At 59.9% G+C, this 14,923-nt stretch carries 14 protein-coding genes; all 14 read right to left on the bottom strand.

The annotated features are described in order from the left end of the window. Complete coding sequence (gene purF, locus PSPTO_RS19755) at positions 1–1,509, bottom strand: amidophosphoribosyltransferase (protein ID WP_003381064.1); 1,509 nt, start codon at positions 1,507–1,509, stop codon at positions 1–3. A 12-nt stretch (positions 1,510–1,521) separates the two neighbouring features. Beyond that, a complete protein-coding gene (locus PSPTO_RS19760; RefSeq protein ID WP_005770588.1) occupies positions 1,522–2,109 on the bottom strand; it encodes a CvpA family protein in 588 nt (195 codons plus the stop codon). A 118-nt stretch (positions 2,110–2,227) separates the two neighbouring features. Beyond that, positions 2,228–2,878, bottom strand: a complete 651-nt coding sequence (locus PSPTO_RS19765; RefSeq protein ID WP_011104736.1) for an SPOR domain-containing protein — start codon at positions 2,876–2,878, stop codon at positions 2,228–2,230. Further along, a complete protein-coding gene (folC, locus tag PSPTO_RS19770; protein WP_011104737.1) occupies positions 2,862–4,166 on the bottom strand; it encodes a bifunctional tetrahydrofolate synthase/dihydrofolate synthase in 1,305 nt (434 codons plus the stop codon). Before folC ends, PSPTO_RS19765 begins: the two co-directional genes overlap by 17 nt. Beyond that, positions 4,163–5,083, bottom strand: coding sequence for an acetyl-CoA carboxylase, carboxyltransferase subunit beta (gene accD / locus PSPTO_RS19775; RefSeq protein ID WP_005770594.1), 921 nt, complete (start codon positions 5,081–5,083; stop codon positions 4,163–4,165). The genes folC and accD overlap by 4 nt, the downstream gene beginning before the upstream one ends. A gap of 252 nt (positions 5,084–5,335) precedes the next feature. After that, the gene (locus PSPTO_RS19780) at positions 5,336–5,956 is read right to left on the bottom strand and encodes a phosphoribosylanthranilate isomerase (RefSeq protein ID WP_005619689.1); all 621 of its coding nucleotides are present in this window, start codon (positions 5,954–5,956) and stop codon (positions 5,336–5,338) included. 60 nt (positions 5,957–6,016) lie between these two features. Next, the gene (truA, locus tag PSPTO_RS19785) at positions 6,017–6,841 is read right to left on the bottom strand and encodes a tRNA pseudouridine(38-40) synthase TruA (RefSeq protein WP_005770596.1); all 825 of its coding nucleotides are present in this window, start codon (positions 6,839–6,841) and stop codon (positions 6,017–6,019) included. Between the two features lie 160 nt (positions 6,842–7,001). Continuing rightward, positions 7,002–9,845: a FimV/HubP family polar landmark protein gene (locus tag PSPTO_RS19790; protein WP_011104738.1), complete on the bottom strand. Its 2,844-nt coding sequence runs from the start codon at positions 9,843–9,845 to the stop codon at positions 7,002–7,004. A 109-nt stretch (positions 9,846–9,954) separates the two neighbouring features. Beyond that, positions 9,955–10,968, bottom strand: coding sequence for an aspartate-semialdehyde dehydrogenase (locus PSPTO_RS19795; RefSeq protein ID WP_011104739.1), 1,014 nt, complete (start codon positions 10,966–10,968; stop codon positions 9,955–9,957). Between the two features lie 85 nt (positions 10,969–11,053). After that, complete coding sequence (locus tag PSPTO_RS19800; protein ID WP_011104740.1) at positions 11,054–11,614, bottom strand: DUF1285 domain-containing protein; 561 nt, start codon at positions 11,612–11,614, stop codon at positions 11,054–11,056. Between the two features lie 19 nt (positions 11,615–11,633). Further along, a complete protein-coding gene (locus tag PSPTO_RS19805) occupies positions 11,634–12,236 on the bottom strand; it encodes a DUF4823 domain-containing protein (RefSeq protein WP_005770603.1) in 603 nt (200 codons plus the stop codon). Positions 12,237–12,362: 126 nt separating this feature from the next. Further along, complete coding sequence (locus tag PSPTO_RS19810) at positions 12,363–13,022, bottom strand: TetR/AcrR family transcriptional regulator (RefSeq protein ID WP_005770607.1); 660 nt, start codon at positions 13,020–13,022, stop codon at positions 12,363–12,365. 119 nt (positions 13,023–13,141) lie between these two features. After that, a complete protein-coding gene (locus PSPTO_RS19815) occupies positions 13,142–13,804 on the bottom strand; it encodes a LysE family translocator (RefSeq protein WP_011104741.1) in 663 nt (220 codons plus the stop codon). 329 nt (positions 13,805–14,133) lie between these two features. Next, positions 14,134–14,919, bottom strand: coding sequence for a TatD family hydrolase (locus PSPTO_RS19820; protein ID WP_011104742.1), 786 nt, complete (start codon positions 14,917–14,919; stop codon positions 14,134–14,136). Positions 14,920–14,923 lie beyond the last annotated feature (4 nt).

A 14,923-nucleotide genomic window follows, 5' to 3' on the forward strand; every position in this document is an offset into this window, starting at 1 on the left:
TTAGTTGTTGTACAGATCGATGATCGCACTCACTGCCTGGGTCTTGATCTTGGAGGCGTCGTTGCGCGCGCTCTCGATCCTGTTCAGGTAGTGCTCGTCGATGTCACCGGTCACGTACTTGCCGTCGAAAACCGAGCAGTCGAAGTTGTCGATCTTGATCTTCTTGCTGCCACTGACCGCTTCGATCAGGTCATTCAGATCCTGATAGACCAGCCAGTCGGCACCGATGAGGTCGGCCACGTCCTGGGTGGAACGGTTGTGAGCGATCAGCTCGTGAGCACTCGGCATGTCGATGCCGTAGACGTTGGGGTAACGCACTGCCGGGGCAGCCGAACAGAAGTAGACATTCTTGGCACCGGCTTCGCGGGCCATCTGGATGATCTGCTTGCAGGTCGTGCCACGCACAATGGAGTCATCCACCAGCATCACATTCTTGCCGCGAAATTCCAGCTCGATTGCGTTGAGCTTCTGGCGAACAGACTTTTTGCGCGCTGCCTGACCCGGCATGATGAAGGTCCGGCCGATGTAGCGGTTCTTGACGAAACCTTCGCGAAACTTGACGCCCAGGTGGTTGGCCAGTTCCAGCGCAGCGGTACGGCTGGTGTCTGGAATGGGGATGACCACATCGATGTCGTGATCCGGGCGCTCGCGCAAGATCTTGTCAGCCAGCTTCTCGCCCATGCGCAGACGCGCCTTGTAGACCGAGATGCCATCGATGATCGAGTCCGGACGTGCCAGATAGACGTGCTCGAAGATGCACGGCGCATACTTGGGGTTGGCCGCACACTGACGGGTGTGCAGCTTGCCGTCTTCGGTGATGTAGACCGCTTCGCCCGGTGCCAGGTCGCGAATCAGGGTGAAGCCCAGCACGTCCAGCGAGACGCTTTCCGACGCGATCATGTACTCGACACCTTCGTCAGTATGACGCTGGCCGAACACGATAGGACGAATGGCATCCGGGTCACGGAAACCGACGATGCCGTAGCCGGTGATCATTGCCACGACCGCATAGCCGCCACGGCAGCGATGGTGCACGTCGGTCACGGCCGCGAAGATATCTTCTTCGGTCGGCTGCAACTTGCCGCGCACGGCCAGTTCATGGGCAAAAACGTTGAGCAGCACTTCCGAATCGGAATTGGTGTTCACATGGCGCAGGTCGGATTCGTAAATCTCCTTGGCCAGTTGCTCAACGTTGGTGAGGTTGCCGTTATGCGCCAACGTGATGCCGTAAGGCGAGTTGACGTAGAACGGCTGGGCTTCGGCCGAAGTCGAACTGCCCGCCGTTGGATAACGCACATGACCGATGCCCATATGCCCGACCAGGCGCTGCATATGGCGCTGATGAAACACATCACGCACCAATCCGTTGTCCTTGCGCAGGAATAACCGGCCATCGTGGCTGGTTACGATACCGGCAGCGTCCTGGCCGCGGTGCTGGAGGACGGTAAGCGCGTCATACAGCGCCTGATTGACGTTCGACTTGCCGACGATACCGACGATGCCACACATGCGACACAACCCCTACTTAGTGGAACTGGATTTACCGAGCACATCCTGCGGCAGTGTAGGCGGCAGGATCTGTTCCTTGAACGGCAGATCAGCGGGTACGCTGATGCCGCTGGCGAGCCACTTGCTGGACATCCCGAGAATCAGGTTTTTCGACCAGTCAGCGACGATGAGAAATTGCGGCACCAGCCTGGACTGCTGCCACCATTGATCCTGTTGTACCGGCCCCAGGCTCAATAGCCCTACCGCTACAACGACCAGCAGGCCTCCGCGCGCTGCGCCGAAGACCATACCCAGAAAGCGATCGGTCCCGGAAAGCCCAGTGACGCGAATCAGCTCGCCTATCAGAAAATTGACCATGGCGCCCACCAACAGGGTGGCGACGAAAAGGATGGTGCAGCTCGCTATGACGCGCGCCGAGGGTGTTTCTATGTAATTGACCAGATACTGCGACAGCCCTGCACCAAACATCCAGGCCACTACGCCTGCAATGATCCACGTCGTCAACGACAGTGCTTCTTTTACGAAGCCGCGTTTCAGACTGATCAGGGCGGAGATGGCGACAATTCCCAGAATTGCCCAGTCAACCGGAGTAAATGGCACGTTGCAGCCTGCAGACGGATAAGGCGGCGCATTTTAGCAGAGCGCCCGCCTGCCGGTAAGCAGCGATTACCGGCGGGAGGCATTTTCCTTCACGGCAGCGGCACCAGGTGCCGGACGGTCAGCCCCGTTCAGGCTGGAAGCGCACCACAATACCCTCGAGCTTCTGCTGTTTGTCGAGCTGATCACGCAGGCGATCGGCTTCGGCGCGCTCTATCAACGGACCGACAAACACCCGGTTCACGCCATCAGCAGTACGGATATAGGCGTTGTAGCCCTGGGTGCGCAGCGTCTTTTGCAGATTATCGGCATTGGCTCGATTGGACATGCTCGCCAGTTGAACCGACCAACTGATCGACAGACCGTTGGCATCTACCCCGGCAGGTGCGGCTGGCTTGGCAGGAGCCGGTGCGGGCGCAGTTGCCGCAGGCGCAGGCGCTGGTGTCGGCTTGGCCGCAGGCTTTGATGCAGGAGCCGTTGCCGGTGCAGTCGGGGCCGGTGCAATCGGCATGGCGGGTGGCTGATTGTTGCTACCCATGTCAGCGTCGCCCGGCACGGGCTCCTGAGGCAGGACCTGAGGCTCCGGAACCGGCACAGGATCGACCTTGACCTGTGAAACGGCAGGTGCGTGAGGAGCCGAAGGCGCTTCGACCTGAACCTGGCGCGTCTCATCTTCACGCGTGAACAGCATCGGCAGGAAGATGACCGCAACAGCGATCAGCACCAGCGCTCCGACCATTCGCTGCTTGACTACGTTATCCAGCAAAGCCATTTGCAGCTTCCTCATCGGTGTGCCGGGCCAACCATTCCAGAGCCTCGGCAACACAGTAAAAAGATCCGAACAGCAGAATTTCGTCATCGGGCGTGGCGTGCGCACACTGAGCGTCCAATGCCTGCGCAACACTCTGATAGGACGTCACGCGAGCGCCAAGGTTCTGCAATGCCGAATGCAAGTCTTCTGCCGGGCGACTGCGCGAGGTGGATAGCGGCGCAACGGCCCAGTCTGCAATAACCGGCGCCAAGTGCGCGACCACGCCATCAAGGTCCTTGTCGTTGAGCAGACCGAACACCGCAAAACGTTTGCCAGACACTGGCCGACGGGCGAGGCGCCGCTGCAGAAAATGTGCTGCGTGCGGGTTATGGCCGACGTCGAGGAGCAGATTGAGCTGCTTGCCGTGCCAGCGCACGGCTCGGCGATCAAGACGACCGGCAAGCCGGGTCTGCGCAAGAACCTGCCCGATTGCATCTGTTTGGAGTGGATACCCCAGCAAGGCGAACGCTTGTAGCGCCAACGCAGCGTTCTGCATGGGGAGGTCGAGCAGTGGCAGGCCGCACAGCTCTATCTGCTCACCATGAGCAACGCCGCGCCAGTCCCAGCTGTCGTCGCCTATCGAAAGGTCGAAGTCCCGACCGCGCAACAGCAATGGGCAGCCAAGCTCGTGGGCTTTCGCCAGCAGCGGTTCAGGGGGAGAAGGATCGCCACACAACGCCGGGCAGCCCGCACGGAAGATGCCGGCCTTCTCGAACGCGACTGACTCACGCGTATCACCCAGGTACTCGGTGTGATCGACGCCGATACTGGTGACCAGCGCCAGATCCGAATCGATCAGGTTTACCGCATCCAGACGGCCACCCAGCCCGACTTCCAGCACAACCGCGTCGAGCTGAGCCCGCTCGAACAGCCAGAACGCCGCCAGCGTGCCCATTTCAAAATACGTCAGGGTGACATCGCCACGCGCCGCTTCAACTGCCGCGAAGGCATCGCACAATTCAAGGTCGGTGGCCTCGACGCCCTGCACTTTCACCCGCTCGTTGTAGCGGATCAGGTGCGGAGAGCTGTAAACACCGACTTTAAGACCCTGGGCCTGCAACAAGGCAGCGACGAAGGCGCAGGTAGAGCCCTTGCCGTTGGTGCCCGTTACAGTGATTACCCGACGCGCCGGGCGCATCAGGCCCATTTGCAGCGCTACCTGTCGCGACCGATCCAGGCCCATGTCAATGGCTGACGGATGCAGCTGTTCCAGGTAGGCGAGCCAGTCGCCCAGGGACGTAGGGGTCATATCGTGGCCGGTGCCGGCGGAACGATGATAGGTTCGATGACCGGTGCGACAAAGCGTGGCGTCGGCAGATTCATCATCTGCGCCAGCAGGTTGCCCAGACGCGGACGAAGCTCGCTTCGCGCAATAATCATATCGATGGCACCGTGGTCCAGCAGGAACTCGCTGCGCTGGAAGCCTTCGGGCAGTTTTTCGCGGACGGTCTGTTCGATGACGCGCGGGCCGGCAAAACCGATCAGTGCTTTGGGCTCGGCAACGATCACGTCGCCCAGCATGGCCAGACTGGCAGAAACGCCGCCGTAGACAGGGTCGGTCAACACCGAGATGAACGGCAGCCCTTCTTCACGAAGACGTGCCAGAACAGCCGAAGTCTTGGCCATCTGCATCAAGGAGATCAGTGCTTCCTGCATCCGCGCACCACCTGAGGCGGCGAAGCAGATCATCGGGCAGCGGTTTTCCAGTGCATAGTTGGCAGCACGGACGAAACGCTCGCCGACGATGGCGCCCATCGAGCCGCCCATGAACGAGAACTCGAATGCCGAAGCGACGACCGGCATGCCCAGCAAGGTGCCGCTCATGGAAATCAGCGCGTCCTTTTCACCGGTCTGCTTCTGTGCAGCCGTCAGGCGGTCCTTGTACTTCTTGCCGTCGCGAAATTTCAGACGGTCTACCGGCTCCAGATCGACTCCCAGCTCTTCACGGCCGTCGACATCCAGAAAGATGTTCAGACGTGCGCGTGCGCCGATGCGCATGTGGTGGTTGCACTTGGGGCAGACGTCCAGGGTCTTTTCCAGCTCCGGGCGATAGAGCACGGCATCACAGGACGGGCATTTGTGCCAGAGGCCTTCGGGTACCGAGCTCTTCTTGACCTCGGAACGCATGATCGATGGGATCAGCTTGTCTACCAACCAGTTGCTCATGCTTTATATCTCCAGTACCGGTGTGGCTCGAACGACTGACAAACTACACGCCAGCCGCATGCCCTCGGATAAATTCGTGTGTGGACGATGATGAAAGGGCAGCGATCGGCACATGGCCAGACCTGCACACCCCTCACCCCGGTTTTTCACAATGACGGCGTTGCGCATCGGCACCACCGCTTACTTGATTCGACCCGCAATTCTTGCGGCGGGAACAGGCTTATGGACGGCGGCCGAACAACAACCGTCACATCAGGTGCCGTGCACCGCACTCATGAATGCCAGGATCTTTTCCCTATCCTTGATGCCCTTGCTCTTTTCAACTCCGCCGCTGACATCCACAGCGTAGGGCCGGACCTGAGCAATGGCCTGCGCCACATTGGCCGAGGTCAGGCCACCTGCCAGTATGACCGGCTTGTCCAGGTCGTCCGGAATCAACGCCCAGTCGAAGGTTTCGCCCGTACCGCCGGGCACGCCTTCTACGTAGGTGTCGAGCAGTACGCCGCGCGCATTGCGGTAAGTCCGGCACGCCTGGGCAATGTCATCACCGGCCTTGACCCGCAGCGCCTTGATGTACGGGCGATGATAACCGTCGCATTCCTCTGGTGTTTCGTCGCCGTGAAACTGCAGCATGTCCAGCGCAACCGCATCCAGCGTCTCGTTGAGCTCGCAGCGGCTGGCATTGACGAACAGGCCGACAGTGGTAATGAACGGCGGCAGCGCGGCGATGATCGCGCGAGCCTGCAGCACCGTCACTGCGCGCGGGCTTTTGGGGTAAAACACCAGACCGATCGCGTCGGCCCCCGCCTCGGCCGCAGCCAACGCATCTTCTATGCGGGTAATCCCGCAGATCTTGCTGCGAACGGCTGACATATCGTGAAAACCTCAGGCCTTTCGGAAAGTCCCGGATGTTAGCAAATGCTGCTCGGGTCGTCAGCCGTCCAATTCTGTAAAGCCTGTAAGAAAGTGCGGACCGATGTAGCGCTCGGGTAACGGAAATTCGTCACGGTACTCGACCTGAACCAGGTACAGACCATACGGATGAGCCGTCACTCCGCCGGTACGCCGAACGCGGCTTTCAAGCACATCACGCGCCCATTCGACCGGGCGCTCACCGGCCCCGATAGTCATCAGTACGCCGGCGATATTGCGCACCATGTGGTGCAAAAAGGCATTGGCGCGTACATCGATCACGATCATCTTGCCGTGCCGGGTCACGCGCAGGTGGTGCAACTGTTTGATCGGCGACTTGGCCTGGCACTGACCGGCACGAAAGGCGCTGAAGTCATGCGTCCCCACCAGATACTCCGCCGCCTGCGCCATGCGCTCGACGTCCAGCGGGCGGTGGTTCCAGGTAATTTCCTGATTCAGGTGCGCCGGGCGGATCTGATCGTTGTAGATCACGTAGCGATAACGACGGGCGATGGCTTTGAAGCGCGCATGAAACGTGGCAGGCATAACCCTGGCCCACGACACGCTGACGTCGTGAGGCAGGTTGATGTTGGCGCCCATGACCCAGGCTTTCAGTGAACGCTCGGCCTGGGTATCGAAATGCACCACCTGCCCGCAGGCGTGCACGCCCGCGTCTGTACGCCCGGCACACATCAGCGAGACGGGTGAAGCCGCAACCTTGGACAACGCATTTTCAAGGGTTTCCTGCACCGTCAGCACACCGGAGGCCTGGCGCTGCCAGCCGCAATAGCGCGAGCCTTTGTACTCGACGCCCAACGCGATTCGGGAAAAGCCCTCGGCAGCCATTTCGGCAACCGGGTTATCTATGTTCGCCAAAATGCTACAGCCTGTCGGTTCGCGAAAAGTCGGCCATTATACGGTCGCAAAAAAAACACGCCACTCAAGCCGGGCGACTGAAACGCAAACGGCCGCAGAGGCGGCCGTTTGCAGGTTGAAACCGGTGCAATCACGCCAGCCGCGAAAGCATCTCCCGCGCTTCGCTTTTCTGCCCGTCATCGCCCTCGGTGACCACTTCATCAAGAATGTCACGAGCACCGTCCGCATCACCCATGTCGATGTAGGCACGCGCCAGATCGAGCTTGGTTGCCGCTTCGTCGGTACCGGCCATGAAGTCGAAGTCCGGCTCGTCATCCAGTGCCGCTGCATCTTCGGCGGTGAACCTTGGCTCATCCAGCGGCGGATGCTCAAGATTTTGCGCAAGACGGTCCAGTTCGGCGTTGACGTCGTCGATTTCGGTGGCGAACGCCTGGCTGGCCTGATCGGTTTCAATCTCGTCTGCCAGCGAAAGATCGAAGTCTTCGGGAAGCTCCAGATCGTCGCTGATCGGCGGTACAGGCTTTGTTTCGCCCAGATCAAGCGGCTCACTGCCAAGGCCCAGCAGGAAGTCGTCCTCGTTCTTGAGCGCAGGATCCTCTTCGGAAAGATCCAGGTCAAAATCGGCAAGGTCTTCAGGCGTCGTCGCGGCCCGGGCCTCTTCCTGCTGCTGCATGATCGACTCGAAGCTCAACGGCTCATCGTCAGGCACCGCCGACAGCGCGGGCTCGTCCAGCATCAGATCATCAAGATTGTCGACCGTGGAGACTTGCGGCGTGGTCGTTTCATCGAACTCGTCCAGGCTAAGATCAAAGTCATGATCGAACGGGTCCTCTTCCTCGACAGGCGCAGCGGCCAGCGGCTCGGGCTCAGGGACCACAACAGGTTCAGGCTCGGCAACCGGCTCAGGCGGCTGTTCAGCCGAGTCATCGGCCAGCAACTCTTCTACATATTTGGCATCAAGCTCCGCCGCCAATGCAGCCGCACTGGCTGCTACTGCCGCGGCGGCAACTGCAGGGGCAGCCGACGCAGGTGCAGGGGCAGGTTCAGAAGCCTGCGGCGCGACCGGCAAGACAACCGGTGCAACAGGCTTCAGGGTCGAGTGACGTTCTTCCAGCTGCTCGACCTCAGCTTCACGCTTTCCCGCAGCCACCAGCTTGCGCTCATGCGCGGCGTAGGCTTTGTTATTGCCTTGTTCAGCATAGATTTCCATCAGCTTGAGGCGAATATCATCGCGCGCCGGATCGTCCTTGACCGCTTCCTCGAGCAGTTCGACAGCCTGATTCATACGCCCGTAAGCAATATGGATCTCGGCCTGCACCAGCGGATCAGCCGAACGCTCGCGAGCAGCGGCGGCTCCGGCAGCAGCACCTGCGCCCATACGAACATTGGGCGGCGGCACGTCAAGCCCGTCGAAGCTGGCTTGCGGTGCGTCCATGTCCATGTCTGAAACGAAATCGGATTCTTCAGCCAGCGCTCGTGCCATGCGCTTGTGTTTTTCGGCTTCCGCTTTCGCCGCACGACGACGCGCCAGAAACAACAACAGCAAGGCCAGAATCAACAACGCAGCACCGCCGATCAACCCCAGCAATATCGGGTTGTCGAGTGCCTTTTGCAGCATGTCGTCATCTTCGGTAGCGGCCACAGGCTCAACGGCCAGTGGCTGATCCGCCGCAGGTGTTGCAACCTGGGCAGCACCTGCCGGCAACGCGTCTTCCGGGGCGATTTCGCCAGCCGGCTTGACCGGAGCACCATTGGCATCGACCAGCGAAGCAGGCACTGCCGCATTGGCCGGGGTCGTAGCTTCAGGGGTTGCTGCCACAGGCGGAACCGCTGCTCCGGCGGCCTGCATTTTGGCCAGTTGACCGTTTTTCAGCTCGATCAGACGCTGTAGCTTGTCAAGCTGGCTTTGCAGGTCGTTCATGCGGCTTTTCAGCTCGGCATTGTCACGGCGCGTGGTATCGAGCGCTTCCTGTGCCACGGCCAGCTTATTGCCCAGGTCAGCGTCGCCCGCCCCACCTTTGGCGGCCGGTTTGCCACCTGCCGAGACCAGGCTGAGATTATCGGAAGTATCAACCTTTGAAGGCGCCGCACCGGCCCGATCACGCCGGGTGGCATCGACCTGACGCGTACCGGTCGGCAAACGCCGACCTTCACGCCAGGCGCTGTATTGACGGGAAACCTCGGCAATCGCCTGCGGCTGTGGCAGTGCGGTGGTCTGCTGCGGGGTCGGCAGGCGCAGCACCTGACCCTTTTTCAGGCGGTTGATGTTGCCGCCCATGAAAGCATCCGGATTAAGCGCCTGAATCGCCAGCATGGTTTGCTGAACAGTCCCACCGGTACGCACCTTCGCGGCAATTTCCCACAGGGTATCGTTGTTGGCGGTGACGTATTGAGCCTGCTTGTCAGCGGCAGGTGCCGGCACTGCGGCGGGGGTAGCGGCAGGTGCCGGGGCTGGAGCCTGGGGTGCCGCAGCCTCTGTTGACGGTGCCACTGTCGCCAGTTGCGCAGGCGCTGCCGGGGCCGCTGCTGGCGCAGGGGCCGGAGCGGCTGCCGCTGCAGCGGCTTCAGGCGAATACTTCGGCGGGTCGAGCAGAAGGCTGTAGTCACGCACCAACCGGCCATTGGGCCAGAGCACTTGAACCAGAAACTTCACATAAGGGACGCGCACAGGCTTGCTGGACGTAATCCGCAACACGCTTCTGCCGTTGGGGTCGATCACCGGAGTGAACGTCAGGTCGTTTAGCAGTTCCTGGCGGGAGACACCCAACTGCGCAAAATCGGCCGTGGTTGCAAGGCTCGGCACAACTTGCGCTGCGTTGAGCCCCTGCGCATCGGTCAACTCGATTTCCGCTACCAATGGCTGATTCAGGGTCGACTTGACCGACAATTCCCCGAGCCCCAGCGCCTGCGCCATACCCGATGACAGCGCTGAAGCCGCAGCGATTGCTAATACCAGTTTACGAACCTGAACCATAGCCCATCCCTTGTTTAAAGATTCCCCGACATCCGGAGAGGTAGTCCTGCATTTGGGTGTAAGGCGTGTCGCCGCTTAAACAATCATTCAAATTGTTGCCAAGTATCTTTTACACATAGTCTTTTATCAACAATTCGCCAACCTGCACAGCATTGAGCGCCGCGCCTTTGCGCACGTTGTCGCAGGTCAGCCACAGATTGAGTTGCTCAGGATCATCTGTTCCGGCCCGGACCCGCCCGACGTAGACCACATCCTGACCGACTGCATCGCCAACCGGCGTCGGGTAATCACCCGCATCGACCAGCTCGATCCCGTCAGCAGACTCAAGCGCGGCGTTGACTGCCACCACGTCAACCGGCCCGGCAGTGCGCAGCGCTACCGTGAAACTGTCACCGAAGAAAACCGGCACCTGAATGCAGGTGGCCGATACTTTGAGCGAAGGCAGCGCCAACAGTTCGCGCAACTCGTCAACCAGGCGTTTTTCCAGCGACAAATGACCCGACTCATCCGGCTTGCCCACTTGGGCAAGTACGTTGAAGGCCATCTGGCGATCAAAAAAGCGTGTTTCCAGCGGGCGCACGTTCAGCAGTTCAGTGGTCTGGCGCGCCAGCTCACTGACACCTTCACGCCCCAATGCAGACACTGCCAGGCAGGCAGTTACCGCTACAGACTGAATATCGAGCAGCGCGCGCAACGGGGCCAGCGCCAACGCAACCGCCGTGGCAGACGCACTCGGGCTGGCAACCAGGTGGGGCGCGACGCCGCAAGTGTTCAAAAGCGTAGCATTGATTTCCGGCACGACATTGGGAGCCTGTGCGGACGGGAATGCGCCCGAGAGGTCTATCACCGAGCAGCCTGCCGCGATCGCCTTTTCAGCGTAGCTGCGGCTGATGGCCGGGCCTGCGGCAAAAAATGCCAGCCGGACCTGGCTGAAATCGAACGCATCGACTTCACGCACACGCACGTTCTTGCCGCGAAACGGCACTGAATGGCCGGCTGATTCGATACTCGCCAGCAAGTGCAGATTGCCCACCGGAAAATGACGCTCCTCCAGAACCTGAACAACGGTTTCGCCGATAGTGCCGGTCGCGCCGACTACGGCGATATCAAAGGACTGGCTCATGCAAAAACCTCAGGAAAATCAGGGAGCGGCACTTTAACTGCCGCACCGCCAACAGGCAATTCAAGGGAATAAAAAGCCGTGTATTTCAAGGCTCAAGGCCTATTGGAAAGAATACACCGTGACTCCAGACGCCCAGCCATTGCTGCCCGTCGAGCTCTCGGGAGACGGCCAGCTCGACCATCTGATAGAAAACGTTGCGATGAATCAGCGCTTCAAGGTTGTTGCGCACATGAATATAAGGTGCCGGTTCCTGAGTGTGGGGGTCTATGAGCACCCGCAACAGATGATCCGGCCCGGCCTCGGCCTGATCCTCGACATTGGTCGAAAAACGCAACACCTGCCCTTCCCCCTCGCCTTGCACCTCAAGGCTGATCGCGACAAACGGCGCGTCATCGACCTTGATGCCAACCTTTTCTACCGGGGTAATCAGGAAATAGTCATCGCCGTCGCGGCGCATGATGGTGGAGAACAGCCTGACCATCGGCTTGCGACCGATCGGCGTGCCCTGGTAGTACCAGGTGCCGTCGCGGGCGATACGCATGTCGATATCGCCACAGAAATTCGGGTTCCACAGATGCACAGGCGGCAACCCCTTGGTTTTGGGGATCTGCGCAAACAGATCACCTGCCTTGCCTGATTCGGTCATTCTTACTCCTTGACGGGGTTTAGCGTTCGACGCCTAACAAGGTACGAGCGTAGTCCTCAAGTGGCGGGCCGAGCAAATCTTCGGGGTTTGTGTCGTAAAGCGTCAGCAATCCGCCACGGCTGCGAATACGCGCGCTGTCAATGAGGTAGCGGGTGCTGGTCTCGATCAGCATCAGTTGGATGACGCCGCTGTCGACGCCCAGGCGATCCACCGCTTCCTGGTCGGACCACTGATCCCCGTTGCCGATGCGATCGTCAGCCTTGGCGAAACGGGTGTAGAGCAAATAATGCGCGCCGGCACTGCGCGCCTCGACCATGGCCTCATCCAGCCCCAGCGGCGCACGGGCACGACGGACCATGGGGAAGTATTCGATAAAGCCTTTGAACGCTTCTTCAGCCACCACGTTAGGACGCGGGTAGGCCCTGCCAGGCGGCACGAATGCACCTTGGGCGATGTAAATGAACGAGTCAGGCTGCACGCGCCAGTTGGCAGTGCGGCGGGTACTGCTGTGGTCGAGCAGGCCTGCATCGCTGAATTGCTCACGAACACCTTCACCCATGTCACTGACTTTCATGCAGCCGCTCAACGCCAAAAGCGTGAGCAGCAGAATCAGGCTACGCATCATCCCCTCCCAGATGCCGGTGACGGAAAACCGGCGAATGGTCGTCGGATGCAGCTTCCGCGCCATCTCTGACGCAGCCAGCAGCAAAGCATTGAAGCAGGTGTTCCGGACCGGACTGACGCCTTATCAGACGTCAGGGTCAGGCTTGGGCTCTGCAGGGACGTCGGTGTCGCGCTTGCGCTTGTTGCCCATGCGTACGCCGATGTCCATGAGGAAATTGAAGAAGCCTTCCTGATCTTCCAGCACGTTGCTCCAGAACGGCGAGTGGTACAGCGCAACCGCGCCGTGCACCAGCGCCCAAGCGGCACAGTAGTGGTAGTAAGGCGGGACGTCTTCGAGTTTGCCTTCGGTGATGCGACCTTTGATCAGCAGCGTCAGGTGCTCGAAGTTGGAGGCGCGGATCTTGTGCAGCTCCTCGACCAGCTCAGGCACCTGATTGCCCTTGACCACCTTTTCTTCCAGGCGATCAAACAGGCGGTAGCGCTGAGGATCACGCATGCGGAATTCGAAATAGGCACGCGAAAGCGCCTCTTTGTCCTTGTCGACATCGGCAGAATGCAGCAGCTCATTCAAATCCCGCTCGTAGTCGAGCATCAGGCGCAGGTAGATTTCCGCCTTGGACTTGAAGTGCTTGTAGATGGTGCCTTTGCCAATGCCGACGGCGTCCGCAATCATTTCGACAGTGACGCTGTCTTCGCCCTGCTCCAGGAACAGCTTGAGCGCGGTGTCGAGAATTTCCTGCTCACGGCGGCGAAATTCACGGACCTTACGAGGTTCTTTCTGCATAAGGAGGTCTGTCAGGATCGAAATCGAAGCCGGGTATTATGCCCAATCGGCGCTAAATTGCACGGATCATCCATCTTTATGACCTATACGAACACTTCAGGACGCAAATCGACGCCATCCTACGACGCAGGCAACGCAGGCAACGCAGGTGAGACGGCGACAAATTCCAGGTATCCGCTGATCACGACGTAGAGGGTGAAATAGGCAAAGATCAGCGCCGAGGCAATGTAGGACCAGCGCAACATCTTTTCGCCCATAAAACGCCCGCCTTGATGAGCCAGTGCGCACAGCGAGATCGACCAGACGACACCCGCCACAACGAACCCGGCAAGAAAGGTCGAGGCGCTGAGCAGATCAGAGCCTTGCCGAGCGATGAGCGCACCGCCGACGGCAGCGAACCAGAGGATGGCGCTGGGTGACGACATTGCCAGAAAGATCCCGCGCAGGAAAAGCGACAGGCTGGACTTGTCCGACTGGACCTCCTGATTATCGAGACCGGCACTGACCGTCGTAGAGCTCATGACCATCTTGAAACAAAACCAGGCCAGCACCGCAGTTCCGCCGAGCCAGAGCACATAGCGCACGGCTTCATACTGGAGCAGCACCGCCATGCCGAGCATGGCCAGAATCGCATACGCCAGATCGCCGACGCAGGTCCCCAGCCCCAGCCATAAGCCCTTGGCAAAACCGCGCTGCATCGACAGCGTGATCATGGCGATATTGGCCAGACCTATGTCCAGGCATAACGACAGACTCAACAGAAAACCGTTGGAAAACTCCACCTGACAACTCCGGGCAAACGCTGAAAACCCTTGGCACACTGACCCCTTCGCTGCGCGCTCTGAAGACGCGCAAGTGCTTTTCGAGGACTCAAGAAGCGCTTTGGTATTCCAAAACTGTTTAAAAAACGACCAAAAGACACTGGACGGCGGCCCGTCCTGAGCAATACTTATAAGCGCTGACGCGTCATATCCCCCAAATGACTCGCCAGTGGAGGTGCCAATGGATCAGCGCACCTTTGTTTTACTCCTAATGGTCTTAACCCGGCTTCACCCCCCAGAATCCGGGTTTTTTTTGCCTGCGATTCAGCCGCTATCGTTTTACGGGGCAATCAGCGCTGAAGGTGCGCCAACGGGAAAAGGCGGGCGAAGTTGGCGGTGGTCTGTTCGGCGAAACGCTCATAGCTTTCGCCACGCAGCATCGCCAGAAACTCAGCCACTTCACGCACGTATTGCGGCAGATTCGGCTTGCCCCGATAAGGGATCGGGGCAAGATACGGAGAGTCTGTCTCGACCAGCAGGCGATCAGCAGGCACCTGCCGGGCCACGTCACGCAAGGCGTCGGCATTGCGAAAGGTGACGATGCCGGAAAGCGAGATGTAATAGCCCATGTCCAGCGCGGCTTTGGCCATGTCCCAGTCTTCGGTGAAACAATGCAGCACGCCCGCCTGGGGCAGCGCCGCTTCTCGCAAAAGGCTCAGTGTGTCGGCGCGCGCGCCACGGGTGTGGATGATCACAGGCTTGCCGGTCACGCTGGCCGCTTCCAGGTGCACGCGAAAAGACGCCTGCTGCAGCTCGGCGGCTTCGGGCTCGTAGTGGTAGTCCAGACCGGTTTCACCAATGGCCACCACACGCGGGTGATCCAGCTCCTTGAGCAACCAGTCCAGCGGCGGCATCTCACCCGGTTTCACGTCCAGCGGATGAATGCCGACCGAGCAATCAACGTCGGCATAACGATCGGCAAGTGCCTTGACCGCACCTGCGTTGTCAGCGCTGACGCCTATGCATAGAAAATGCCCGACACCCCTGCCCCGCGCTGCCTCAAGGGCTGCATCGAGGGAACCGTCGTGCTGGGTGAGATCGAGACGATCAAGGTGACAATGGGAATCTACAAGCATGGGC

The sequence above is a fragment of the Pseudomonas syringae pv. tomato str. DC3000 genome, from assembly GCF_000007805.1.
Taxonomy (GTDB): domain Bacteria; phylum Pseudomonadota; class Gammaproteobacteria; order Pseudomonadales; family Pseudomonadaceae; genus Aquipseudomonas; species Aquipseudomonas avellanae.

Bases quoted from the DNA above. Each gene is read 5' to 3' on its own strand.
- purF (WP_003381064.1), bottom strand. From the start codon at position 1,509: ATGTGTGGCATCGTCGGTATCGTCGGCAAGTCGAACGTCAATCAGGCG.
- PSPTO_RS19765 (WP_011104736.1), bottom strand. From the start codon at position 2,878: ATGGCTTTGCTGGATAACGTAGTCAAGCAGCGAATGGTCGGAGCGCTG.
- folC (WP_011104737.1), bottom strand. From the start codon at position 4,166: ATGACCCCTACGTCCCTGGGCGACTGGCTCGCCTACCTGGAACAGCTG.
- accD (WP_005770594.1), bottom strand. From the start codon at position 5,083: ATGAGCAACTGGTTGGTAGACAAGCTGATCCCATCGATCATGCGTTCC.
- PSPTO_RS19780 (WP_005619689.1), bottom strand. From the start codon at position 5,956: ATGTCAGCCGTTCGCAGCAAGATCTGCGGGATTACCCGCATAGAAGAT.
- truA (WP_005770596.1), bottom strand. From the start codon at position 6,841: ATGGCTGCCGAGGGCTTTTCCCGAATCGCGTTGGGCGTCGAGTACAAA.
- PSPTO_RS19790 (WP_011104738.1), bottom strand. From the start codon at position 9,845: ATGGTTCAGGTTCGTAAACTGGTATTAGCAATCGCTGCGGCTTCAGCG.
- PSPTO_RS19795 (WP_011104739.1), bottom strand. From the start codon at position 10,968: ATGAGCCAGTCCTTTGATATCGCCGTAGTCGGCGCGACCGGCACTATC.
- PSPTO_RS19800 (WP_011104740.1), bottom strand. From the start codon at position 11,614: ATGACCGAATCAGGCAAGGCAGGTGATCTGTTTGCGCAGATCCCCAAA.
- PSPTO_RS19805 (WP_005770603.1), bottom strand. From the start codon at position 12,236: ATGCGTAGCCTGATTCTGCTGCTCACGCTTTTGGCGTTGAGCGGCTGC.
- PSPTO_RS19810 (WP_005770607.1), bottom strand. From the start codon at position 13,022: ATGCAGAAAGAACCTCGTAAGGTCCGTGAATTTCGCCGCCGTGAGCAG.
- PSPTO_RS19820 (WP_011104742.1), bottom strand. From the start codon at position 14,919: ATGCTTGTAGATTCCCATTGTCACCTTGATCGTCTCGATCTCACCCAG.